The 23,391-nt window shown below is 60.0% G+C and carries 16 protein-coding genes; 2 read left to right on the top strand and 14 right to left on the bottom strand.

What is annotated here, in order from left to right; translation table 11 throughout:
• The 12 genes from nifX to O7A61_RS03560 all read right to left on the bottom strand — a co-directional run bounded on the left by nifX (nucleotide 1) and on the right by O7A61_RS03560 (nucleotide 15,557).
• Entirely contained in the window at nucleotides 1–498 is a 498-nt protein-coding gene (gene nifX, locus O7A61_RS03500; RefSeq protein ID WP_337128360.1) for a nitrogen fixation protein NifX, read from the bottom strand.
• Entirely contained in the window at nucleotides 464–1,846 is a 1,383-nt protein-coding gene (gene nifN / locus O7A61_RS03505) for a nitrogenase iron-molybdenum cofactor biosynthesis protein NifN (RefSeq protein WP_337128361.1), read from the bottom strand. Before nifN ends, nifX begins: the two co-directional genes overlap by 35 nt.
• Before the next feature lie 14 nt (nucleotides 1,847–1,860).
• Nucleotides 1,861–3,321 (bottom strand): nitrogenase iron-molybdenum cofactor biosynthesis protein NifE, encoded by a 1,461-nt coding sequence (gene nifE / locus O7A61_RS03510; protein ID WP_337128362.1) that lies wholly within the window; start codon nucleotides 3,319–3,321, stop codon nucleotides 1,861–1,863.
• A gap of 50 nt (nucleotides 3,322–3,371) precedes the next feature.
• Complete coding sequence (gene nifK, locus O7A61_RS03515; RefSeq protein ID WP_337128363.1) at nucleotides 3,372–4,913, bottom strand: nitrogenase molybdenum-iron protein subunit beta; 1,542 nt, start codon at nucleotides 4,911–4,913, stop codon at nucleotides 3,372–3,374.
• 125 nt (nucleotides 4,914–5,038) lie between these two features.
• On the bottom strand, nucleotides 5,039–6,541 hold the full coding sequence (gene nifD, locus O7A61_RS03520; RefSeq protein ID WP_337128364.1) for a nitrogenase molybdenum-iron protein alpha chain: 1,503 nt from the start codon (nucleotides 6,539–6,541) through the stop codon (nucleotides 5,039–5,041).
• Between the two features lie 90 nt (nucleotides 6,542–6,631).
• Nucleotides 6,632–7,525: a nitrogenase iron protein gene (gene nifH, locus O7A61_RS03525; protein ID WP_337128427.1), complete on the bottom strand. Its 894-nt coding sequence runs from the start codon at nucleotides 7,523–7,525 to the stop codon at nucleotides 6,632–6,634.
• Between the two features lie 1,055 nt (nucleotides 7,526–8,580).
• A complete protein-coding gene (locus O7A61_RS03530) occupies nucleotides 8,581–8,706 on the bottom strand; it encodes a hypothetical protein (RefSeq protein WP_337128365.1) in 126 nt (41 codons plus the stop codon).
• Between the two features lie 774 nt (nucleotides 8,707–9,480).
• Nucleotides 9,481–10,545, bottom strand: a complete 1,065-nt coding sequence (locus tag O7A61_RS03535) for an LLM class flavin-dependent oxidoreductase (RefSeq protein WP_337128366.1) — start codon at nucleotides 10,543–10,545, stop codon at nucleotides 9,481–9,483.
• Nucleotides 10,546–10,739: 194 nt separating this feature from the next.
• A complete protein-coding gene (locus O7A61_RS03540; RefSeq protein WP_442921037.1) occupies nucleotides 10,740–13,106 on the bottom strand; it encodes an SDR family oxidoreductase in 2,367 nt (788 codons plus the stop codon).
• Nucleotides 13,107–13,243: 137 nt separating this feature from the next.
• Nucleotides 13,244–13,447 (bottom strand): ferredoxin, encoded by a 204-nt coding sequence (locus O7A61_RS03550; protein ID WP_337128367.1) that lies wholly within the window; start codon nucleotides 13,445–13,447, stop codon nucleotides 13,244–13,246.
• Nucleotides 13,448–13,451: 4 nt separating this feature from the next.
• Nucleotides 13,452–14,669: a cytochrome P450 gene (locus tag O7A61_RS03555; protein WP_337128431.1), complete on the bottom strand. Its 1,218-nt coding sequence runs from the start codon at nucleotides 14,667–14,669 to the stop codon at nucleotides 13,452–13,454.
• 192 nt (nucleotides 14,670–14,861) lie between these two features.
• Nucleotides 14,862–15,557, bottom strand: coding sequence for a nitrogen fixation protein NifQ (locus O7A61_RS03560; protein WP_337128432.1), 696 nt, complete (start codon nucleotides 15,555–15,557; stop codon nucleotides 14,862–14,864).
• Nucleotides 15,558–16,499: 942 nt separating this feature from the next.
• Between O7A61_RS03560 and O7A61_RS03565 the strand changes: the two genes are divergently transcribed.
• Nucleotides 16,500–17,093: a peroxiredoxin gene (locus O7A61_RS03565; protein ID WP_337128368.1), complete on the top strand. Its 594-nt coding sequence runs from the start codon at nucleotides 16,500–16,502 to the stop codon at nucleotides 17,091–17,093.
• A gap of 17 nt (nucleotides 17,094–17,110) precedes the next feature.
• The gene (rpoN, locus tag O7A61_RS03570) at nucleotides 17,111–18,550 is read left to right on the top strand and encodes an RNA polymerase factor sigma-54 (RefSeq protein WP_337128369.1); all 1,440 of its coding nucleotides are present in this window, start codon (nucleotides 17,111–17,113) and stop codon (nucleotides 18,548–18,550) included.
• Nucleotides 18,551–18,691: 141 nt separating this feature from the next.
• On the opposite strand, the gene O7A61_RS03575 is transcribed toward rpoN, so the two are convergent.
• Both O7A61_RS03575 and O7A61_RS03580 read right to left on the bottom strand, forming a co-directional pair.
• Nucleotides 18,692–20,596 carry an ABC transporter ATP-binding protein gene (locus O7A61_RS03575; RefSeq protein ID WP_337128370.1) on the bottom strand — a complete coding sequence of 635 codons (1,905 nt, stop codon included), beginning with the start codon at nucleotides 20,594–20,596 and terminating at the stop codon, nucleotides 18,692–18,694.
• A complete protein-coding gene (locus tag O7A61_RS03580) occupies nucleotides 20,596–22,443 on the bottom strand; it encodes an ABC transporter ATP-binding protein (protein ID WP_442921038.1) in 1,848 nt (615 codons plus the stop codon). The genes O7A61_RS03575 and O7A61_RS03580 overlap by 1 nt, the downstream gene beginning before the upstream one ends.
• Between the last annotated feature and the right edge of the window lie 948 nt (nucleotides 22,444–23,391).

Below are 23,391 nucleotides of genomic sequence, written 5' to 3' on the forward strand. Positions count from 1 at the left end.
TCAATCTTCGTCCTCGAACGACGGTTTCTTTCGCGGAACGCCCGCGTCGGCCAACACCTTGCGCAGCCAGGGCGGAGGAGCCTTCCTGAGCATCTCCTGGGTTCGCGAAAGGACCTCGACGATGGATTCAGGGTGTGGGACTTTGATTGGATGAATTTTTGCGGCAACAAGCCTGGCTGCGGAGGGGCCGCCGATCGCCAGACAAAACAGGAGATGGCAGCCTTTCAATGCCGATACTTTCAGGCCGATGCGGTCATCGCCCTCGGTGCGATGCGATCCGCTCTCGTCTGAAACCTCATCGAAAGCCACTGCTTCCACCAAATTCCACTCGGCCGGCGTCACGTCATAGACGGCAAAGCGCTTGGCCGATCCGAAATGGGCGTTGAGGTCCCTCAAGTCGTGCGTGGCGATCGCCACGCGCAATGCGCCGGCTTGCCTTTCGGGCGGCATTGCGTGGGCCTCGTCATTGACGAGCGAGAGGCGACGAAGGGAGGTCATCTGGCGTTTCTCGGTTGCGGAATGGGTCAAGCGTCTCAGGCGTCGATGCATGTTGGTTGGCCTGGAAGATGTTAGCGACCGCGAAGATGAGGTCGCGCGTTCCCTGATAGAGGATGGTGAGCTTATGCTGGCTGCCGAGGCGGTCGAAGATCGGGAAGCCGACGCGCATGAGCGGAATCCCCAGGCGCTCCGCCGCCTGGCGTCCGTGGGAATGGCTGACAAGAAGATCAGTACCGGCAGCGAGGGCTTCCAGGTCTCCGAGATCTCCGACCTGGACCGATTCCGTTGGAATTCTTTCGAGAATCTTGGACGTATCGGTCGTCGTGATGGCGGCCGCAATTTCGGCGCCCAGGCTGACGAAAAAGGTCGCCAGTTGGTAGAGCTGGTCTGGTTCGGCGGCGATCGCAATTTTTTTGCCGCTGAAATGGAAATGTCCGTCGAGCAAGGCATCCTGCAATTGGCTCCGACGACGGCGTATCTTGGCCGGCACCGCCGCGCCTGAAATCGCCGAAAGAAGCGAGACAAGCTGGTCCGCAGCCTTCAACCCGGTCAGGGAGTGAAACAGCCCGTAAGGCACTCCCGTCAGGCTCTGCAGCGCTTCGGCCGCGCAGCGCATGTGCTCGCCAATGGCGATGCAATGCGCGACAGTACCAAGCGCGCGAATGTCCTCGACGCTGGTGCCGCCATGGGTGGTGGGGATCCAGCGGTCGGGCACTGTGCCATCGAGCGAGCCGGAGACGTCCGGCAGGATCACCGGGTGCAGGCCGAAGCTTTGCACCATCTCGCGCAAGTGCTCGACGTCGGCCACGGTGAGATTCCAGCCGGGCAGGATCGCGATCGTCTTGGAGTGCCGCATCTGCTCGCCACGCCGTGTAATGCCTTGGATCATCGCGGTGACGGCTTTGGCCCAGCCCTCTTCGATCGCGCCATCGAAATCCGGCGTGTGGGCCAGCATGACCTCCGTCCCGGCGAGTTCCTCCGCGCGGTCGCGCTTGATTTTGGCAATGTCGCCTGCCAAATCCTCGCCACGAGTTTCTACCAGCGCCGTTGTGCAGACCCCGATCAGCTTTGGCTTGGTGCGAGTCTTGAGGTTAAGGATCGCCTCTTCGAGATGCTCGGCGCCGCCGAGGATTGTCGCCAATTCGTCCATCGCCGTCGTTTGCAGGGGGACCGCTTCCTTGAAATGCCGGACCAAGAGCACCAAGGCGAAGCTGGTACAACCTTGGCTGCCGTGGAACAGCGGAACCGCACCATCGACTCCGAGAAAGGCGAACGCGGCACCCAGCGGCTGTGACGACTTCAGCGGATTGACCGCAGCCGATTTGGTCTGAGCAAGAATGCTGGCCATTGGCTTCATCAAGCCTAGCCTACGGCTTTGGCGGTGGCGGGGGTCGGGCCGGGGCTGGTTGTGCTCGTCAGTTGACCGTTCAGGACAGGATGGCCATCCCACGGTGCCGGGTCCCGCACCTGGCACCAGATCGGATTGCGAATGGCGAGGTCGATCTGGCGTATGAGTTCAACCATGCCGTCATAGCCAGCATAGGGATGATGACGCTCCTGGTTGATGTCGAGCCAGGGCGTCTTTGCCTTCAGCGCGACGAATTGCGTGCGCCCGCCCGACAGCATGATGTCGGCCTTGCCTTGTGACAGCATGGCGTAAAGCTCGCGCGGCGCCATCGACTCGAAGACCTGGTTCTCTTCCTTCAAGGTCTGTTTGATGCGCTCCTTGTCTTCGTCGGTCGATTTCTTGACCGAGGTTCCGACGATCTCGAGGCCGGCTTCTATCAGCGCATCAACCAGCGACCAGGACTTCACACCGCCGGTGTTGAGCAGCACGCGCTTGCCTTGGAGCCTTGGGCGGTAGGCCGCGATCTTGCTCCAGGCAATAGACTCCTCCTGCGCAATCAGCGCCTCGGTGCGGTCGACCAACTCTGGATCGGCGCCCTTGTTGACGAGCAGATCCGTGATCTTGCGAAGTGCTTGCGAGGTGGCGCTGATGCCGTAGAAGGAACCCTCGAAGAACGGGATGTCCCAGCGCTCGTCCATCTTGCGGGCGAGGTTGATGAGAGCAGTCGAGCAGACCATCATCGCCGCCCGGGCGCGGTGCGCACAGGCAATATCGAGGTAACGTGCATCGCCAGGAATGCAGGCGCGCACGCGGATGCCGAGCCGGTCCAGGAGTGGCTTTACCAGCCAGAACTCCCCAGAGAGATTGAATTCGCCGATGATATTGATATCGCATAGGCCGGCATCGTCGGGTTCAGCAGTGCCGATGACGTGATCGAGCAGTGCCTCGCCGGCGAGTTTGTTGCCGAGATTTTTGGAGCCGACGAAGCCCGGCGCATTGATGGGCACAACGGGCAAGCCTAGCTTTGCCGCCGCGTGCTTGCACACGGCGTCGATGTCATCGCCGATCAGCGCGGTCACGCAGGTTGAATAGACAAAGATCGCCGCCGGGGCATACGCTTGGCTAATCTCGCGAATGGCCTTGAAAAGCTTGCGCTCGCCCTGCCCCATCACGACGTCGAGTTCGGTGAGATCGGTCGTGAAGCTTGTGCGCCACAGGGCCGACCCCGACGACATCGCGCCTCGGTTGTCCCAGGAATTGCCCTCGCAGGCGAGCGGCGCGTGGACCAGATGCGCGACGTCCGTGATCGGCTGCAGGGCGATCTTGGCGCCGTCGAAAGCGCAGCCTCCGGCTGCGGCTCCGGGCGTCAGCGGTTTGGAACAGCCCTGTCTGCGCGTATTGGCATCCTTGCCCTGGTTCTTCTCGCAAGCGGGCTCGCAGAAGAGATCCTGCAATTTCGCACTGGGCAAGGACATTGCACCGGTCTCCAAGGTCCGTCGGAATGGCAGCCGTGCGGCTGCCAGCTTCAGCGGGTCAGGTCGAAGGAATAATCCGTCACGCCCGTTTCGATCGTAGCTCGGTCGAGCTTGTCGAAGATCTTGTCGAGGATCGTCGTCAGCACGCGCAGGCCACCCTGATAGCCTAGCAATGGGAAGCGGTGGTGATGGTGCCGATCAAAGATCGGGAACATCAGCCGGATGAGCGGTGTGCCCGTGTCGCGCTCCAGATACTTGCCGTAAGAATTGCCGATCAGCAGGTCAACCGGTTCTGTGAAAAGCAGAGAGCGCATCGCCCATAGGTCCTTGCCCGCCCAGACCTGCGCGCCCTTGCCAAAGGACGAGGCTGCGAGCAGTCTCTTCATCTCAGCTTCCCAGGCATTGTTGCCGTTGGTAGCCAAGCAGTGGGTCGGCTCGCCGCCGGTTTCCATGACGAAGCGGGCCATGGCGTGGACAAAGTCCGGGTCACCATAGATCGCGTATTTTTTTCCGTGCAGCCAGGCCTGGCTGTCGGCCATCGCATCAACCAGGCGGCCACGCTCGAGGCGGATCGACTCCGGGATGTCCTTGCCGGACATCTCCGACAGCCTCATCAGGAGCTCGTCGGTCGCTTCCACCCCGATGGGGTAGTGGAAGGAGGCCGTTGCCTGCCCCACCTCCTGGCAATATTCCAGCGTCTTGCGGGTGTTGTAGTGTTGCAGCGAGACGGTTGCCTGGGAGTTGAGCGCCGCTTTGACGTCCTCGATCTTGGTGCCGCCGTCATACATGCGAAATTCGCCATCCGACGGGGTGTCATACTGATCCGAAGCGTCCTGGATAAAGGTGTAGGACACGCCCATCACATCCAGCAGACGCTTCAGCTCGCGATTGTTGCCAACGCAGAAGCCGTCGAAACCTGGAATGATGTTTACGGTGTTGGCCACCGCGGAACGCTGCTGGCCCTTCCAGAAGTTCTCCAACACGCCCTTGACCATGGCATCATAGCCGTCGACATGGCTGCCGACGAATGCTGGCGTGTGTGCGAAAGGCACTTCGAAGTTCTGTGGGACTGAGCCTTCCTGCCTGGCATTTTCGATGAACGAATGTAGGTCGTCGCCGATCACCTCTGCCATGCAGGTGGTGGAGACCGCGATCATCTTCGGCTCGTAGAGATTGTAGGTGTTGGCAAGCCCGTCGATCATATTCTTCAGGCCGCCGAACACCGCGGCGTCCTCGGTCATGGAGGACGAGACCGCCGACGACGGCTCCTTGAAGTGGCGTGACAGGTGCGAACGGTAGTAGGCCACGCATCCCTGGCTGCCGTGGACGAACGACATCGTGCGTTCGAAGCCTGCGGCGGCGAACACCGCGCCAAGCGGCTGGCAAGCCTTGGCCGGATTCACAACAAGCGCTTCGCGAGCGAGGTTCTTGTCGCGATAGTCCCACGTTTTGGTGAATTCGCTTTGGTCTGTAACGATCTGGTCGGGATGCGGGCATTCGAAATTCAGCTTTTTTGCGGCCAACATCTGCCTGTATTCCGCCTCACGGAACAGAGGAGCATGATCGAGAACTTTTTCCGCTGACTGCGGCATTGGGTGTACCTCTTTGGATCTGGCGCGCGCCATCGGGCGGCACAGGGACGTCAAAACATTCGGATCGCCTGCGGATCAAGTAGCGCAGGCGTTCGAGGCCTCGCTGGCGATGCGAAGCGAGGTTCTCATTCGGCTGCGATGGCCGCCGACGGCTCGGACTTTTTCTTCCAAGGCGCGTCGTAGAGGTCCCAGACCGGGTTGTTTATGGCCATGTCCATGTCTCGGGCGAAGATGGCGAAGCCGTCATACCCGTGATAGGGGCCGGAATAGTCCCAGGAGTGCATTTGACGGAATGGTATTCCCATCTTCTGCACCGGGTACTTTTCCTTGATGCCGGAGCCAACGAGATCGGGGCGGATCCCCTCGATGAACTTTTCCAGTTCGTAACCGGTCACGTCGTCATAGATCAGGGTGCCCTCCCTCACGTAGTGACCAGTGCGCTGATAGTCGTCGTTGTGCCCGAATTCGTAGCCTGTGCCGACGATCTCCATGCCGAGATCTTCGTAGGCGGAGATCACGTGCCGAGGGCGCAACCCGCCGACATAGAGCATGACTGTCCTGCCCTCCAGGCGTGGCCAGTACTTGTCGATCACCGCGTCCACGAGCGGGCGGTATTTGGCGATTACATACTCGGTCCGGCCCTCGATCTCCGGCCCGAAATGCTTGGCGATGTTGCGCATCGAGGATTCGATTTGGGAAGGACCGAAGAAATTGTACTCCATCCAGGGGATGCCGTATTTTTCTTCCATATGGCGACAGATGTAGTTCATCGATCGATAGCAATGGATCAGGTTGAGCTTGGCTTTCGGCGCACGCTCGATCTCGGCGAGTGTCGCGTCACCCGACCAGTTGCCTACCACGCGCAGGCCCATCTCCTCGAGCAGGATGCGCGAGGCCCAAGCATCACCGCCGATGTTGTAGTCGCCGATGACGTTGACGTCGTAAGGCCCTGCCTCGAACTCGACTTCCTTCTTCTCAAACACCCAGTCGCGGATCGCGTCATTGGCGATGTGATGGCCAAGCGACTGCGAGACCCCGCGGAATCCCTCGCAGCGCACTGGCACGATGGTCGTTTCGTGCTGCTTGGCCTTCTTGCGCGAGACCGCCTCGATGTCGTCGCCGATCAAACCGATCGGACATTCCGACTGGATGCTGATGCCCTTGTTCAGCGGGAAGAGCTCTTCGATCTCATCGATGATTTTTTCCAGCTTCTTATCGCCGCCGAAGACGATATCCTTCTCGTGGAAGTCGGAGGTGAACTGCATCGTGACAAAGCTATCGATGCTGGTCGTACCGACATAGTAGTTGCGGCGCTGCGACCAGGAATATTGGCCACACCCGACGGGCCCGTGCGAGATGTGGACCATGTCCTTCACCGGCCCCCACACCACGCCTTTGGAGCCGGCATAGGCGCACCCTCTGATCGTCATCACACCGGGAATGGACTTGATATTCGATTTGACGTCGCATTCGGAGAGGGCCTCGCCCACTCCGGCAACCTCTTGGCCGTTGGTGGCGACGCCCAAGTGCTTCTTGCGCCGCTTTGCCGTCTTTTCTGGATACCGCGCTAGCACGTCCTCAATGAGCTTGGTGTGCAAGGCGCCGTCATTTTGGGAGTCAAGGCTCATAAAGCTGCCCTTTTTGAGGTTCTTTGGCTGGCGCCTGCTCGTTAGGCGCCCGTTCGGTGAAGGCGCCGGGAGCCGGCGCCTTGGGCGGGGCTATTGAGCGGCCGCAGGCGCGGCTTCCTTTGCCGCTAGCTCGGCAAGCATCTGCTCCTCTGTCTTCATGATGCCGAAATCGAGCAGCATGTCTTCCAGCTCTTCCATGGTGATGGGAGTCGGGACGGTGCCTTGGCCGCCATTGGCATGGATTTTCTCGGCAAGGGCGCGGTATTCCCCGGCCTGCTTGGAGTCCGGCGCATATTGGATCACTGTCATCTTACGCAGTTCGGCGTGCTGGACGATGTTGTCGCGCGGCACGAAGTGGATGAGCTTGGAATTCAGCTTTTTTGCGAGAGCCTCGGCTAAATCCAGTTCCCGGTCGGTCTGGCGCTCGTTGCAGATCAGGCCGCCGAGACGCACGCCGCCCGAATGGGCATATTTCAAAATACCCTTGGCGATATTGTTGGCAGCGTAGAGTGCCATCATCTCGCCGGACATGACGATGTAGATTTCCTGTGCCTTGTTCTCGCGGATAGGCATTGCGAAGCCGCCACAGACAACGTCGCCAAGCACGTCGTACGAGACGTAGTCCACGTCTTCATAGGCGCCGTTCTCCTCAAGGAAATTGATGGAGGTGATGACACCGCGGCCCGCGCAACCGACGCCCGGCTCGGGACCACCGGATTCGACGCACTTGATGTCCTTGTAGCCGATCTTCAGCACGTCCTGGAGCTCGAGATCTTCGACGGACCCTTCCTCTGCCGCGAGGTGGAGCACGGTATCTTGCGCCTTCGCGTTCAGGATGAGACGAGTAGAGTCAGCCTTAGGGTCGCAGCCTACGATGAGAATCCTCTGCCCGAGGTCGACCAGGGCAGCGAGCGTGTTTTGGGAGGTGGTAGACTTCCCGATGCCCCCCTTTCCGTAGAATGCGATCTGACGCAAAGCCGCCATGTAGTTTCCTTCCTTCGTTTTCATCAATCTGGGTCAATACACGCATGACCGGTCGGCAGGTCATGCCGCTCTCCCAGGAAAAGGATCAAAACTCGTGCCAGCCTGCCTGGATCGACCTGAAGAAAAAACTTCGTGTTGGTTTTCAGCTATCTAGCTCATGGATGGACCGGCTGATTGGTCAAACACCCATGTTGCGGATCCGACAAAGCCTACAGAAATGTCGATTGCTCCATGTCGACAATGACTCAGAGCCACAGCGGCCGATCCCAATCGGGCGTGACGGCGTCCTTACAGCTATCGTGAAAAACGACTGCATCTACCCAATCCGTCAGTGGTGGGCGCGAGAGGCCGCATCGACCCAGCGCTGACGTCGGTCTCACAGCAGCGATTATCGGCTGAATGGACGCTAGCCTTCCAGCCAGCTGTCATCCTGATGTCGCGGCCGGCACTGAAGCCGCGCGGCTTGCGACGCAGCAAATCTCGCACTCAGACTCAGCGCCCGCCAACCGATCGCGGTCAGAACAAGCAGATGAACTCGTGGTCGGGTATCAGATCAGTCTTCGGTGGAATCGGTGGTGGTATGCTGGCTGGCACCGCGTGATGCCGTGGCCCATAACGGAGCTGATGATCGACTAAACACACAACCATTTCGCTGTGACAAACAAACCCAGAAAGCCAATCGCCGTCGCTGCCAGCAGAATGATCCTATTCATTTCTGTCTCCGTCGATTTTTTTGGGAACAGCGACGTGTGTCAAAGCCAGCCATGCGGGCTGTTTGAGCCGCAGGTAGCCGGCAGACCGCGTTGACGATGATACGGACCGCTGCTGACCATACGAGCGGTCCAGGCGGACCGAAGCAGATGCTAGATGAGCTCTGCCGCCGCAGGATCGCGCCAGCATCGCCATTTCCCAGCTGATCAGTATGGCCCGACGGCAATGTCTCATTGCCGTAGACCGCTCAAGAGCGAGGATCGCTACCTTGCCTACCCCAGCAAGCGGAGGCGTTTTTCGCCGGCACCAGGGTCATTCTTCAATCGGTGCTGCCATCATGGCTGTTAATGGCTTGGTGGCGTGACCGATACCGGAGCCGACTGATCGACCACGGAGACAAACGATCTCGCCGTCACAAGCAAACCCAGCAAGGCAACCGCGGTGGCTGCCAGCAGGATGGACCTCTTCATCTCTCTCTCCGTCGATCATGGAATTGTGTCAAACCACCCTGTCGGCTTTAGGCCGCCGGTGGCGGGCGGCCCGATTTGGCGACCATAGGGACCGCTGCTGACGATATCCTGACGGAGCGGCCATCATGGGCAGGCGGACCGGAGCAGATGCTCACGATCTCGGCCGCTGGACGGAGGGCGCCGAGACATCGCCAATTCCGACTGATCAGCACGGTCAACACCAAGATCTCATTCTGTGGTGAGATCGCTTACACGCTCAAAAGCGAGGATCAGTACACTTCCCCAGCCGTAGGAAGCAGAGCAGTCTCTTGCCGACCCCCGGATCATCGGTCGCATCGGAAGAGGCGTCTTGGCCCTTGTCGCTTGGTGCCGCTGGCACCGTTGGTTCGGCCGGTGCCGTTGGTGCTGTTGGTCCCGTCAGTGCCGTCAGTGCATTAGCCGAATGGTTGGTGACTTCGGATGCAAACGATTTCGCCGTCACAGACAAAGCGAGCAAGCCAATCGCGATGCCGGCCAGCAGGGAGGACCTCTTCATTTCTGACTCCGTAATCCATTTGGGATGAAAGCCACCCTGCCGGCTCGACTCGCAGGCGGATCGCTACGGGGCAGATAGAGACCGTTGCTGACGACAACCTGACGAAGCGGCGTCATCAGGCAAAGCTTGAGACTGGTTCCAAAAAAGCGTCCCGATCAAACCGCGGCCTATGCGAGGTGGCAACACGACAAGCGTCTGGATCTTCGATGCCGAACAGCGCCGCGCCGATGCAATCTGATTCAATTCAGGCCGTTACGACCTTGACCAAGCGACTTGTTGATTGCCGGGATGATTTTGTCTCCCCAGAGTTCGAGTTGACGCAGCATCGTTTTGTGGTCGAAATCTCCCAATTGGGTCTGAATCGCGATCTGGTCCGGTTTCAGGACATCTAGCTCCTCCAGCAGGCGATCGATCACGCGATTCACGCTGCCGATCGGCAAGTTTTCGCGCATGGTCTCGAAGGACAGATCCTGCTGAGTCGGTGTTTCCTGCAGCAGGTAACCGTCCTGGCTCTGCTGACGGCGTTGATGCAGGGCTTCAGACAGCCGGCGCTGGAAGCGGGCATTGTCGAGATAGCTGTTGATCTCGGCGGCGTTGTCGCTGGCATAGCAGCAGCGCAGCAGCGATATCCTGGCTTGCGCGGCATTCTTTGCCTCGGAGGCTGCCGCCTTCTCGATGCTTTCGCGAAGCATGCGCAGGGTCTCCAGACCGTTGTGCAGAGCTGTGACAAAAAGGTTGTGTCCCTCACGATACGCCCGGCCCATGCTGCGCGCGGATCCGGCGGCGATCCAGATCGGCGGGGTCGGCTTCTGAAGGGTGCGGACCGAGATCGCCGTCGGGGGTATCTTCTCGTACCGGCCATTGTGCTCGAAGATCTGCTGGTTGAGGCCCTTGAGAAGAATGTCCAGATATTCAGAAAATACAGCCGGCGCCTCGTCGACGTCGACGCCAAAACGCTCGAATTCGAACTGCTGGTACCCCGAGCCGACTCCGAGTTCGAGGCGGCCGTTCGAAACGACGTCGGCGAATCCAATCTCGGAGAGCAGGCGCTGTGGCTGATAGAGCGGTAGAACGCAAACGCCAGTGCCGAGCCGAATGGTGTTCGTCACGCCGGCACAGTGCGCCACCATCATCAAGGGCGACGGAACTAGGCTGTAATTGTTGAAGTGGTGCTCGGCGAACCAGGCGGTGTTGAATTGCGCCTGCTCCGAAAGCACCGCCTGTTCGATGGAGTTGCGGATCACACTGTCGGACGATTGATGATAGCCGCGTTGAGCGGCCAGGATGAATGTCGCGAATTCCATGCTGGTTCCTTGTTTCACGGGATCGCCTTGGCCGCGGTGTCGATCTCATCTTGGCGTGGCGCAGTCCACCACATTGCGGTCAGCCGCTTTCGGTTCGGAGATCACAGCCGCGCCGGGAACGTTGGAACTCATGCCGCCCCCCCGCGGGCCACGCTTCGGTGCAGCAGCCGCAGCCCGCCGGCTGGCTCGACGAATCATTCCACGATGTTGGTTGGCTCCTGATCGGATTCGCTGGCGAACCTTGCATCGCCGAACGCATTGCAGCCCCCGTCGACGTACAGGATTGAGCCGTTGACGTATGAAGCATCCGACGAAGCCAGAAAGAACGCTGCGTCCGCGACCTCTTCCGGCTGTCCCATCCTCCCCATTGGGATGCGCCTGCTGATCGCTTTCGGGTCGATGGTGCCGAGCTTCGCCAACTGAGTGGTGCCAAGCGAGCGGATGTAGCCAGAAGCGACGGCGGCCGTCCGAATGCCGCCCGGCCCGAGTTCGGCCGCCAGGCACCGGGTCAGGATTTCCAACCCCGCCTTGGATGCGCCATGGACATGGCGCGGGGCCAAGGGCAGAAAGGTGCTGGTCGCTCCGATATTAAGGATCATGCCTCCGGGGCGCATCATCTTGATCGCCTCACGCGCGCAAGTGAAGGCACCCGTCAGAGTGGCATCAAGCACGTGTTCGGTCTGTGCCGGCATTTGTTCGATCGCCGACGTATCGGCGACAGCAGCACTGTTGACGAGGACCTCAAAGTGGCGGAAGCGCGCTCTTAATTCCTCGAACAGCGCCACCACCTCGCGCTCGACGGCCACGTTGACGGTAAGCGCCACATGCTTGCCGCCGAGCGACCGAGCAAGTTCCGTCGCGGCACTGCCATCTTTGTCGGCAATCACGACGGTGTCGCCGTTCGCGGCAAAGCGGCGAACGACGGCTGGGCCTACGCCGGTTGCCCCGCCCGTGACAAGCACGATTCGCGCGCCGGCGTGCTCGGCCGGACGGGAGAGTTCGGCTCCTGGCGTCGCATCCACCGGCGGATGTGCATCGCCCGGCTGGTTGAAGGAGGTCCAACCACCGTCAACCGTCAGCACCGAACCGGTGATGTAACTCGCTTGCGGGCTGGCCAGAAACCGTACGGCCCGGGCGATCTCGTCGGGACGCCCTATCCGCCCCATCGGCACGCGGCGGCGCACCGCCGCCAGGTCCGCTTTGCCGGCGCGTTCAAGGGCCGCGGTCATCGAAGTGCGCACATAGCCCGGCGCTAACGCCGTCACGCGAATGCCGCGCGACGCCCATTCGCACGCCAAAGACTTCGTGAAAGAGATCAGGCCCGCCTTCGACGCAGCGTAGGCATTTCGCTTCGGATTGCTGACCAGGCCCGATATCGAGGCGACGTTGACGATGACGGCGCCCGGCTGCATCCGCTTCGCTGCTTCGCGGGCCATGACAAAGGGCCCGATCAGGTTTACTCCCAGGGTGCGTCGGAAGGACTCGATACTGGTCTCGACAGTCGCATCGACAATGGGCCCAATAGCGGCGTTGTTGACGAGCACACTGATCTGCCCGAACTGTGCTTCGACCCGGCGGTAAAGCGCAAGAATGTCCTCCTCTTTCGAGACATCGAACTCGAGCCCGAGATGCGGCCGCCCGAGACCGCGGGCCAGTTCGAGCACCCCACTGTCGGGAAGATCCACTGCAACGACGACGTCTCCGTCCGCGGCGAGAGTCTTGGCCAGGACACCGCCGATGCCGTCTGCAGCACCTGTAATGATCACGATGCGTCGTGCCAGCCGGTTCCTGAGAACTTGTCTCCCACCAGGGTCACCGATCTCGACCCGGCGCCAGCCGGCGGAAAGATCCGTCTCGCCACAGTTGCTCGTCTTGGGGACGGTCCATTTCCGTCCGAACTGGGCCTGGTCCGCTCTGGACTTCTTCGCGGCGGACAGGCCGTCGCCAAAAGAGTGCGAGAGGACTGCAGCATAGTCATGGCCCTTCGCCTCCGCTGCGGGCATGCCCAGGGCGTAGACCGGATCGTCTGGATGCGGTGCTCCGAGCGGCCGCCGGGGCCCGAACAGCTCTGGCTCGAAGCCCGTCGGCGGCATCTGCTCCTGCAACCAATCGTAGACCACCGTCCGTTCGGCAATCCGCCACGCCCCTTTCCTCTTCTGAAATAGATCGCAATAGCGGCCGCAGAGGAGCTCCTGGCGTATATCGCCGGCCCTGTCGGGTCCGCGTTGCAGCGCGGTGAAATAGCTCTCGACTGCGGCGTTAGCCGGGCTGATGAAATCGATCAGGATGTTCGTGACCTGATGGATGTAGCGCGGCTGGGCCTTGAAGACATCCAGCGCATACTGGATGAAGCCCTCGGCCGAGCCGGAATAGGCACCGTGATTGTCATGCGCATCAGGCCAGTACGCGCTGCGCAGTGCCGCCTCGTCGGCGCGGTCTATTCCGCGGCAGTACCGATAGAGGCAGTCGCGGATGGCCTCCCGGTCGAGCAGTTCGATAAGTTTTGCATGGCCCATCGCTTTGTCCCAGGTTCTGAGATTGGAAGAGGCGTTTTCGCGCATTCATCTGCGCGGCAACGGTTCGTGTTGTTCGGCGCTTGACGGGGCGGTAGAGGCACCTCGCCCCGCTGTTTGCGTTCTGGGAGTTCGCTCGATGCGGCCACGCCGCGAGACTCTCAATGACAAAGCGGGTCACTCGTTCAAGCAGCGGCCGTCCGATCGATTCCCAATGCACGTTCAGGGCAGGACCGTGCGCCTCGTGCCGCCTTCGGTTCGTCTGTGACCGCGACCTTGATGTCACCGGGCAGGATGTAGCCCTCGTCATCCAGCGTGAAGATGTCCGGTGCTTGCGCCCAGCATCGCGCGTGACCCTGACATTTGGCCTTGTCGACGATGATGCGCATGGCGTTAGCTCCTCATCTGTTCCTCGGCTCGGGACGGCGTTGGCGAGGACCAGTCCAGGATCAGATTTTCGATCCCGAACACATGGCCGCCATGGGTGATGGGCGCGGTCCCCCCCTTGATCCGGAACGCCGGCATGCGCGCCAGCCACTCCTCCAGGCCGATGACAATCTCGCGCCGGGCAAGATGTGAGCCAAGGCAGCGGTGGGGGCCATGGGCAAAGGTGGTGTGGCGATTCTCCTCACGTGCGAGATCGACCGTGTTGGGGCCTTCGAATTCCGCCGGGTCACGATTGGCAATCATCGTGGCGCAAGAAATATAGTCCCCCTTCCGGATGGGCGCGCCTTCGAAATCGATGTCTCTTGTGGCCACACGGATCATCTGCACGGTCGGATAGGCACGGAGCAATTCTTCGGCCGCGAGCACAATACGGTTCGGTTTGCTCCGCAGCCATTCCTGGTCCTTTGGGTTGCGTGCGAGGTAGGCCAAGTCAAAGCCGATCGCTGCTGCAACCGTATCGAGACCTGCGACGAACAGGAGCACGCCGATGCCACGGACTTCCCCGTCGGTTAGTGGGCGGCCTTCGACATGTGCCTGCACGACGAAACTCATGAAATCATCGGCGGGTCGCTTGCGGCGCAAGGCTGCAAGTTCGTCGATGAAGGCGACAATCCGCTGGGCCGCGGTCAGTCTTTGGACAGCATTGCCATGGAGCAGATCCTTCCCCCAGCCGACAAATGTCTCAAGCCGGTGGTCGGTTAGCCCCAGAAAGCGCAGAAAGATGTTGACCGCGAAAGGGAAGGCGAAATCCCTCATCACGTCGCAGCTTGTGCCCGATGCGACGATCCTGTCGATTAGTGCTATCGCCCTTTCCCGAACGGCCGGTTCCAGCGCGGTTACACGCTGGGGCGAAAAGAATGGATTGAGAAGTGAACGAAAGATGCCATGCGCCGGCGGGTCGAGTTCGAGTGGGATCATCGGCCAGTTTTCGCCGAGCGCGGAGGCGAAGATGCTGCGCTGGCTGGAAAAGGTTTCGGTGTCTTGCAGCACTCGGCGCTGATCTCTGGCGCGCGTGATGACCCATGTACCCCGGCCATCGCGCGTGTTGTGGGGGGCATAAAAGATCGGCGGCCCGCCATGGACGCAGGCCACAGCGGCGTGGGGATCTCCGTTGGCCGTGGGCCGCATCCCTGGCGACGTGAACAGGCTGAAGTCCCTCACCATCTCGGACGGGACATGATCTGGAACCCAATGGTTCGCAACCTGGTTTTTCCTCACCTTGGGCCTCCTTTGGGCGACATGGGCTGGGCCCCCACTTGAGCGCGGTGTCTCAAAAGGCGATGTGATGAACATCGCCTCCCAGCAATGCCGCCGGATCAAGCGCTGGCGTGCCTCGTACCGCTGACGAAGGCGGTTTTAATTCAGATCGATGTCGTTCCTGATCCGTGCGAGGCAGCTTTCGTCTTCTTCCGAGCCAAAGCAGCTTTCGAAATCACTGCATTGGCGGCAACTGGGCGCGGTACATAGTGAAAAACCTTCAGCCTCGCACAGCATGCGGTATAGGTACTTCTTCCATTTCATATTCCTGGTGTTGCCGGCTGCGAGTGTCGGGAAATGCGTGGCGAGCAAGCGGCTGAGTTCGGCCCGATTGAAAAGGCCAAGATCCTGCCAGAGATGGTCATCGCGCATGGCGCGCCGGGCGATGATTTTGGCAAACCAAGCGCTCGCCGAGTCCCCGGGCCGGGCCTGCGCCAGCAAAAGATCGCGCAGGAGTTGTTCCTCCATCGCCGGTTCGACGTCGGTCGCCGCTTCCAAGGCGAATGCGCTGACAGGGACGTCTGGAAACCGGTCCGTCAGGACATCGCGCAGATCGGCACGCGTAAGGCCAGTAGCCTGCGTCGCGGTCGCCTCGCCCCGATCGATCTCCTCGAGCGCTCTTGAGAGAACACAGGCAAGCACGTGCTCGTCGAAGCTTACCGCCGGATCGATAGAAGGCCATTGGCCGACACCGCGCGACTGTGCGTGTGGAAGGCGATCTGGACTTCTGGAATTTGGAGCTGAGCGGCTGACGCCGGTTTTCCAAATAGTGCCTTCCTGAGGCTGACCTGACATTTGGCTTCCTTGCTTCGTTGCCGCGATCGCGACGTCAACCGCGACTTGAAACGCGCCGGCTGCGTCCCACCGCTCTTGGTGAGCAGATTCAAGTGCCGTGCCAACTGCGCCTCCAAACATCACACAGTAACCGGAGAACGCATTGGCGCGCGTTCAGGTGGGGAGCGCATCAAAAATGCGGATGACACGAGCGTCACTAGCTCGACAAACCCGACACCGGGTGTCTGTTTCGCAACCTCAGCAATGGCTCACCGGATGCTCCGCAACGGCAGCGGAATTGCCCGTGCCTGGCGACCGCTCCTCTCAATGTCCGGTGTCCGACATTCTACATAGCTTGCTGGAACCGGCCCTTGTTCGGAAACGATTTCTCCCTTGGCACGATACATGCGTGGGGATCCGCGAACGCTTCGTGGACGCAGGAGATGAGCCTTGTTGCAAAGGGAATGGCAATGTCGATGCGGCTTCAATTCTACGCATCTGCATATGCCGCCCCTTTTGGCGAGCGCGTGGCGCGCCGACGCCGCTATTGACCACGAGGCAACACAATTCCGGTGCGTCCAGCTGATAGCGGACGTTTGCGGCCGTTCGAGAGCCGCCCGGACCGTCCATCTCGAGTATGGCGGCCATGCTGGTCGATACACCGGTGCTTTCGATGAAGCTTCCTGCGTTCGCCGCGTCAAACCTGATGACGTGATCGCACGGGCACTTCTTGCTCGAGGACAGGCCGTACGTCGTCGATATCCTTTCCAGCGGCATGGCCGCAGAAGGCGTGCCAGAGAGCCCAGGTCAGTCAAATCGTTGTCTCGGAAGCCCGAGGCCAGAAACCGGCACGTTCCCGAACAGGCGGGAGCGCACCGACACCTCGTCCCTGTTGATGATCGGCGTTGCGTCGGCCCAACAGAGAAGCACCGCGCCAGTTTCCCTTTTACAGGAGCAACCTTGATGACCGTGAACAAGAAGATACCCCTGGTTACCTTTCGCACGCGCATTCGCGACGAATCTGTCGGTGGGCCAAATCCATACCGTTGGGATGACAAAACATCCGTCGACTATTTCGGAGGCAAGCGCGTCGTCCTGTTCTCGCTGCCCGGGGCCTTCACGCCGACTTGCTCGACTTACCAGGTGCCAGATTTTGAAGAGCTCTATGGCGAGTTCCAGAAAGAGGGCGTCGAGGCGATCTACTGTGTCGCGGTCAACGACGCCTACGTCATGAATGCCTGGGGCAAGGCGTTGGGCGTGGAAAAGCTTCAGCTCCTTCCGGATGGCTCGGGTGAGTTCACGCGCAAGATGGGCATGCTGGTTGCCAAGGACAATGTTGGTTTTGGTATGCGCTCCTGGCGTTACGCGGCCGTCGTCGACGATGGTGTGGTGGAGCAGTGGTTCGAGGAGGAAGGTTTTTCCGACAACTGCGAGACCGATCCTTATGGGGTCTCGTCGCCGCAGAACATTCTTGAAACCCTGAGGGATCGTAAAACCACCGCCGCTGTATGGCCAAGTGGAATTAACGTTTCACATCGCCCCTCGCGCACAGCCTAGGTGCATTGGCCGTAGTCATGAAGCCCTCAGCAAGCCTGTTTCAGAGCCAGAAGCAATCCCTGGTTATGACACCTCAACTCATTGAGTCGATTCGCTTGCTGCAACTGGCGCACACGGAACTGCGTCAGTTCGTGGAGCAGGAAGTCGAGAAGAACCCTCTTTTGGAACTGACGTCAAACGACAGTGAGGGTGACGCATCACCTTCGGGGGAGGATCTTCCGAACGTCGAACGCGCAAGCCAGGTCGATAGGCCTGTCGGGGCCGAGCCTTCGGAGCGGCTCAGGCAGCAGAAATCAACACGCGACCCCCCCGCTGTCGCGCCCGGCGAGCCAAGGCCAGAGGTGTTTGTCGCCATTCCTGAAACACTGCACGAACACGTCGCTGGTCAAATCGCCCTCACTGCGTTTAACCCCCAAGAGCGGATGATTGCCGGCGCGCTTGCCAGCCATCTGGACGACGCCGGATATGTTCAGGTGGATCTTTTGGGGCTGGCGGGCATCCTGAATGTCCCCGAGGCTGTTGTGGAGCGGGTTCTGGCAACCTTGCAGCTTTTTGACCCACCGGGGATATTTGCGCGAACGCTTGCCGAGTGCCTTGAAATACAGTTGCGTCAGCAGGACCGGTTCGACCCGGCAATGGCAGCTTTGGTTGCCAATCTCGAGATGGTTGCCGAACGCGACTTCAAGGCATTGAAGCGGCGTTGCGGGGTCGATGAAGAGGACTTTGTCGACATGCTGCACGAACTGCGTGCGCTTGATCCCAAGCCTGGCAACCGATTCCAATCAGGGGGGCCGGAAACCATCGTGCCCGACGTCTGGGTCCTGCCCTCGCGCGAAGGTGGATGGACTGTCGAACTTGATCCGGACACGCTGCCGAGGGTGCTGATCAACCAAAGCTATTTCGTGGAAGTCTCGCGGCTTACAGCCCAAAATGAAAAGGATCAGATATTTCTAAACGAATGCATGGAAAACGCGAATTGGCTCGTCCGCAGCCTCGATCAGCGCGCCAAAACAATCCTTAAGGTGGCTGCGGAGATCGTGCACCAGCAGGATGCCTTTTTGAGACATGGCGTGGCTCATCTGCGGCCTCTCAATCTCAGAAACGTTGCTGAGGCGATCAATATGCATGAGTCGACTGTCAGCCGGGTCACGTCGAACAAGTATATGCTCACGCCGCGTGGCGTGTTCGAACTGAAGTATTTTTTCACCGTCGCGATTGGCTCTTGCGAGGGTGGCGGTGCCCACTCCGCTGAAGCCGTTCGCCATCAAATCAAGGCGCTGATCGCCGCGGAAGATGCGGTGCTTTCCGATGAGGATATTGCCCTCCGACTCAGGGAAAACGGCATCGACCTTGCTCGCCGCACTGTCATGAAATACCGGGAGGCAATGAACATACCCTCCTCCGTGCAACGGCGCCGAGAGAAGCGCGGTTGGCCTCCCCCGACGAAAGATTCTTGATCCAAGTCTATGGTGATCTTGGTTCGTGAGAGTTGGGCGTGGCTGTTTTCTGGGCCATACCGCGCAGCCTTGGCGCGCGGTCGTTCCGCCGCGTGCTGGACCCGGTCCTTGGCAACGGTGTGAACAGCTGCCTTCCAGATATCAAGTCTGGCGCCGGCCCTGCGGGGTAAGATCAAGTTGGTCCTCGGGAATGTCGTCGAACGAGGCATAATTGAGCTTGTAGAGCTTGGCGTACAGGCCATCCCTGGCCATCAGCTGATCGTGTTTGCCGGTTTCGACCACTTCTCCGCTCTGTAGAACGATGATGCGGTCGGCTCGACGGATGGTGGCAAGACGGTGGGCAATCACCAGGCCAGTTCGGCCTGCTAGAAGCCTTGTCAGAGCCCTCTGGATTAGCATTTCCGTGTAGCTGTCGATATTGGCGGTTGCCTCGTCAAGGACGAGGATCTTGGCGTCGGCCACGAGCGCGCGCGCGAAGCTGATAAGCTGGCGCTGACCGAGCGAGAGATTGCCACCGCGCTCGCCGATCACGGCGTTGTAGCCGCCGGGCATTCCTATAATGAAGTTGTCGGCGCCGACGGCTTTGGCGGCTTCGATCACCTCGTCGCCAGTCGCGTCCGTTCTATGGTAGCGGATGTTGTCGAAGACGGTCCCGGTGAAGAGGAACGGCTCCTGCAGAACCATAGCGACCTGCCGCCCAAGCGATTCCTGCGTTACATCGCGCACGTCATGTCCGCCGACCAGCACCTGGCCTTGCTGGACATCATAGAAGCGGTGAACGAGCGCCATGGCGCTCGATTTGCCCGAACCGGTTGGACCAACCAAAGCGACCGTCTCACCCGGGTTGACATTTAACGAAACGTTTTTCAGAACCGGATGCTTGGGATCGTAGCCGAAAGTGACATTCCTGAATTCGACGGATCCGTCCATGTGCGGCCAAAGCGACTTGGCGTCCGGCTTGTCTTGAATTTCAATGTGCACGTCGAGCACCTCTGTCAGCCGTTTGCCTGACGCCATCGCGCGCTGCATGACAGAATACTGCAGCGTGAGCGAGCGGATCGGGTCGAAGAAGCGCTGGACATAGAACAAGAACGCTATCGTCACCCCTACATCGTTGCGGCCGTTCACGACTTGTGAACCGCCAACCACAATGACGGCCATGGCAAGACCCGTGAGGGTATCGACAATCGGCACCATGACCTGGGCATATTTGGCAGCGGTCAGTTGCGTCTTGAGATTGGCGTGGGCCTTGTCGTCATAGAGGAGGAAATTGACCTGCTGGCGATCCATGGATTGGACTGCCCGCACGGCATGAATGGCCTCGGCCAGCGCCCCATTGGCGGCCGAATTGGTTTCGGTGGCGGCCATGAAGGCCTTGCGGGCGCTCGGCAGCCAGAAGATGCGAATGATGAAGAGGACTGGCAATACCGAAAGCGTAAGGAGCGCCAACGAAGAGTCCAGCCACAGCATGACGACGATGATGCCGAAAAGCAGAGCGATGTCGCCCACCGAAAGCACCGACGTCTGGAGAAATTCCTGGATTGCGCCGATATCACCCTGGAGTCGCGACATCAGGCGCCCGACCTCGGTCTTGTCCATGAAGGAAAGCGAAACCCTCTGCAGATGGCCGAACATGGCGCGGCGAATGTCGAAGAGCACGAGCTCGACCATTTTGCCGATCGCGCTCTCCTGCACGCAACTGGCAACGCAATTGACCAAAATTGCGAGAAAAAAGACGCCGGTGGCCACAAGCAGCGCAGAGCCATCGTTGCTTCCAGGCGTGATGGCGTGCTCGATCGCGTAGCGGATGATCAGCGGGATGAGAAGCTGCACGCCGGCACAGATCAGTACCCCGGTAACCGCTATAACAAGCTGGATCCGGTAAGGCTGGATGAATGCCCAGATCCGCCGGACGATGTTCTTGTCAAAAGCCTGACCGAATAACTCGTCCTCGGTTCGGGGCGAGCCGACGACAGCGCGCGGCGGCCGCGTGCCGTCGTCGCGGACAGCATTGCCTTCGCTGTCGCCGTCGACATTCTGGACCATCAGTTCGCTCCGTCGACTTCGCCAGGCCGAGCCTGGAGGTCATGTAGCGCCTGATAGCGCCCTCCCCTGGCCAGAAGCTCTTCGTGAGTGCCTCGTTCGACGATCTCGCCATTTTCCACGAAAAGAATCTGATCGGCGTGCATGACGGAACTCAGCCGGTGGGCAATGATGATCGTCACGCGATCTTTCGCGAAACGCCGCATGGCTGAGCGAATGCGCCGTTCGGTAGCGGCGTCGATCGCGGCGGTGGAGTCGTCGAAAACAATGACCGGTGGGCGCAACATCGTCGCGCGCGCTATCGTGAGACGCTGGCGCTGGCCGCCCGACAGGGAAACGCCACGTTCGCCAACCACCGTCTTGTAGCCGGCGGGTAAGCTCAGGATATAGTTGTGCAGTTCGGCGGATACGCTTGCCCGCTCGATCCGCGGTTGGTTGGCCCATGGATCTCCATAAGCGATATTGTTCTCGACCGTTGTGGTGAACAGGAACGCATCCTGCTGCACGACCACGACCGCCCGGCGAAGCGAAGAAAGGGTGACGTTGCGGATATCTTGCCCGTCAAGAGTGATGGCGCCAGCGCTGACGTCGTAAAATCGGGGGATCAGGTGAGCCATTGTCGACTTGCCCGAACCGGGGGGGCCGACGATGGCCAGCGTCTCGCCTCTGCGGGCCTCGAAACTGATGTTCCTCAGAATCTGATGATTTCGAGCGCCTGGGTAAGCGAACGAGACATTGTCAAAACGTACAATGCCCTCGTTGATTTTAAGGGGGCTAGCCTGGGGCGCATCCTTAATTGTGACGTCCAGATCGAGGAAGGCGAAGAGACGGGAACCGCAGGTCGAAGCGCGAGCGAAGGCATTGACCATCAATCCGATTTGGCGGACCGGCATTTGCAGGAGGGTCATGAATGTCAGGAAAGTCGCGAGGTTTCCGACGCTGATCTCACCGGCAATGACCTTGGTGCCGCCGATCCAGAGGACAAGGCCCATGGCGAGGAAGAAGGAGAAGCTCACCGCCGAAGTGTTGCGCGCGGAGATGTCAACCCGTTCCTGGGCAAGTGCAAGCGCGCTCTTCGAGGCTCGCTCAAATTTCAGCATCTCATAGGCCTGCGCCGAAAAGGCGCGGACAACGCGGATGCCACAGAGATTCTCCTCCATGACGCGGCTCAGAACCGATAGCCGGCCTTGCAGTTCGAGCCAAGTCGCGCGGAGCTTGAGCTGGGCGCGCGATGAGCGCCATCCCACGAACGGCACAAAGCTTAGCGCCACGACACCGAGCGCCACATTGATGGAGAGCAGACTATAGGCGCCAATACCGATTAGCATGGCCAGCAGGACGGAGCGGATCAGCGCCGCGGAGAAAAACCAGCACACGCCTTCGAGATCGAGCATGCAGACGGTAATCAGATCGGCTGAATGCGCCTGGTCATGAAAAGAGAAGCTGAGGCGCTGGATCTTTTCGTAACAGGCGAGCCGCAAGTGATAGGCGAAGTGATGAGCGACGGACTCGGCAAAGTAATTCTGTGCCAATGTGAAAAGGCCGCGCAGCGCACTGACGGCGAGCAGTAGGAGACCCGAACTCCAAAGCGCTTGGTCGGTTGCACCGGCAGAGATGCCGCCGCCAGTCCGGATGAGGTCAACAGCCCGACCGAGCATTGGAGGAATGAGCAATTGCAAGGTTGCAGCCAGGAAAGTCGATCCAATCGCGAATGCAACTTGCCACGGGTGGCGCAAATTCATCCAAGTGATGCGCGGGAGCGTGCTCAGCCCTTGGCCCCAACCCGCCGCCTCCACATGCGCGGTCGAATGCCTCGGATTGGTTGCGCCGCCATCGGCATGATTGTTCACGGGCGTAATTTCCAGATCTGTTTGCCTCAGCTTTGGCGAGCAAGTTGGGCGGCTCACTGGAACAAGCACTTGCTGGAGGACTGTTACCCAAGGTTCGCTTTCCATTTTTGTGATGTTCCCGGCCGTTGGATTTGGGCGTAGTGAGCAAGCAAACGGCTGAGCTCGGCCTGATCGGAAGACGCGAGTCCTTTGCAAGTTTATTGCGACCGCTCGTCGTGGAACGATGTAGCCCGACGGGTCGCCGGGCGGGGCTTTCAATCGAAATCGACACAAAGCGAAGACTGAAAGAACAATGGAGGGAGACTGCGGGGCGGGAGGTCCCGCAGTCGGCACGAAGACCAGCTGGCTTCCATCGTGGTCGGCTCGCCCGTCTCGCGGCAGCAATGTCATCGTCGCCAGTTCGCTACGGCCTTGCGCGCTTGCGCAACCTCTGAGCAGAAGCGTGTACCGAACTAGCGGCGATGGGTCTCGATAACCAAATTTTCAGCCGAAGACCGACAATGGCGGCGAACGTGTTTTGGGAGGCGGCCTATGTAGATGCCAGGTTGCCCATTGAATGGCGATCTGGGGCAGGTCTGACATTTTGCTGTCCTTCCTTTGTTGCGATGTCACGGGGCGACATGAAACGGCCGACTTCCGCCGCGTCGCAACGAGAGTGCTTCAAAAGCCATGCCAGGTGCGGCGGAAGAGCTCAGAGACAGTTGATCGCTGGTGTTCAACGACTTGGAAGGCTCCAGAAAACCCAGGCCGAACACCCCTCGTGTCGTTGGCTCGACAAAGCCGACAGCTGTGTGTCGCCAAGGAAACTCCGGAACGGCGCCCTGCCCTCCCGCCCCACCCGGCCGCGTGTCGAGCGCTGTGGACAATATGGGCATGCGACCTGCGCTATCAAAAACGTCACCTGTTTAGAAAAACAGTCCTCCTCTGGCACGATCCGTGCGTCGGCAT

The organism is Mesorhizobium sp. Cs1321R2N1 (genome assembly GCF_037179725.1).
GTDB classification, from domain to species: domain Bacteria; phylum Pseudomonadota; class Alphaproteobacteria; order Rhizobiales; family Rhizobiaceae; genus Mesorhizobium; species Mesorhizobium salmacidum.

Bases quoted from the DNA above. Each gene is read 5' to 3' on its own strand.
- nifX (WP_337128360.1), bottom strand. From the start codon at position 498: ATGACCTCCCTTCGTCGCCTCTCGCTCGTCAATGACGAGGCCCACGCA.
- nifN (WP_337128361.1), bottom strand. From the start codon at position 1,846: ATGGCCAGCATTCTTGCTCAGACCAAATCGGCTGCGGTCAATCCGCTG.
- nifE (WP_337128362.1), bottom strand. From the start codon at position 3,321: ATGTCCTTGCCCAGTGCGAAATTGCAGGATCTCTTCTGCGAGCCCGCT.
- nifK (WP_337128363.1), bottom strand. From the start codon at position 4,913: ATGCCGCAGTCAGCGGAAAAAGTTCTCGATCATGCTCCTCTGTTCCGT.
- nifD (WP_337128364.1), bottom strand. From the start codon at position 6,541: ATGAGCCTTGACTCCCAAAATGACGGCGCCTTGCACACCAAGCTCATT.
- nifH (WP_337128427.1), bottom strand. From the start codon at position 7,525: ATGGCGGCTTTGCGTCAGATCGCATTCTACGGAAAGGGGGGCATCGGG.
- O7A61_RS03530 (WP_337128365.1), bottom strand. From the start codon at position 8,706: ATGAAGAGGTCCATCCTGCTGGCAGCCACCGCGGTTGCCTTGCTGGGT.
- O7A61_RS03535 (WP_337128366.1), bottom strand. From the start codon at position 10,545: ATGGAATTCGCGACATTCATCCTGGCCGCTCAACGCGGCTATCATCAA.
- O7A61_RS03540 (WP_442921037.1), bottom strand. From the start codon at position 13,106: ATGCGCGAAAACGCCTCTTCCAATCTCAGAACCTGGGACAAAGCGATG.
- O7A61_RS03550 (WP_337128367.1), bottom strand. From the start codon at position 13,447: ATGCGCATCATCGTCGACAAGGCCAAATGTCAGGGTCACGCGCGATGC.
- O7A61_RS03555 (WP_337128431.1), bottom strand. From the start codon at position 14,669: ATGGTGAGGGACTTCAGCCTGTTCACGTCGCCAGGGATGCGGCCCACG.
- O7A61_RS03560 (WP_337128432.1), bottom strand. From the start codon at position 15,557: ATGTCAGGTCAGCCTCAGGAAGGCACTATTTGGAAAACCGGCGTCAGC.
- O7A61_RS03565 (WP_337128368.1), top strand. From the start codon at position 16,500: ATGACCGTGAACAAGAAGATACCCCTGGTTACCTTTCGCACGCGCATT.
- rpoN (WP_337128369.1), top strand. From the start codon at position 17,111: ATGAAGCCCTCAGCAAGCCTGTTTCAGAGCCAGAAGCAATCCCTGGTT.
- O7A61_RS03575 (WP_337128370.1), bottom strand. From the start codon at position 20,596: ATGGTCCAGAATGTCGACGGCGACAGCGAAGGCAATGCTGTCCGCGAC.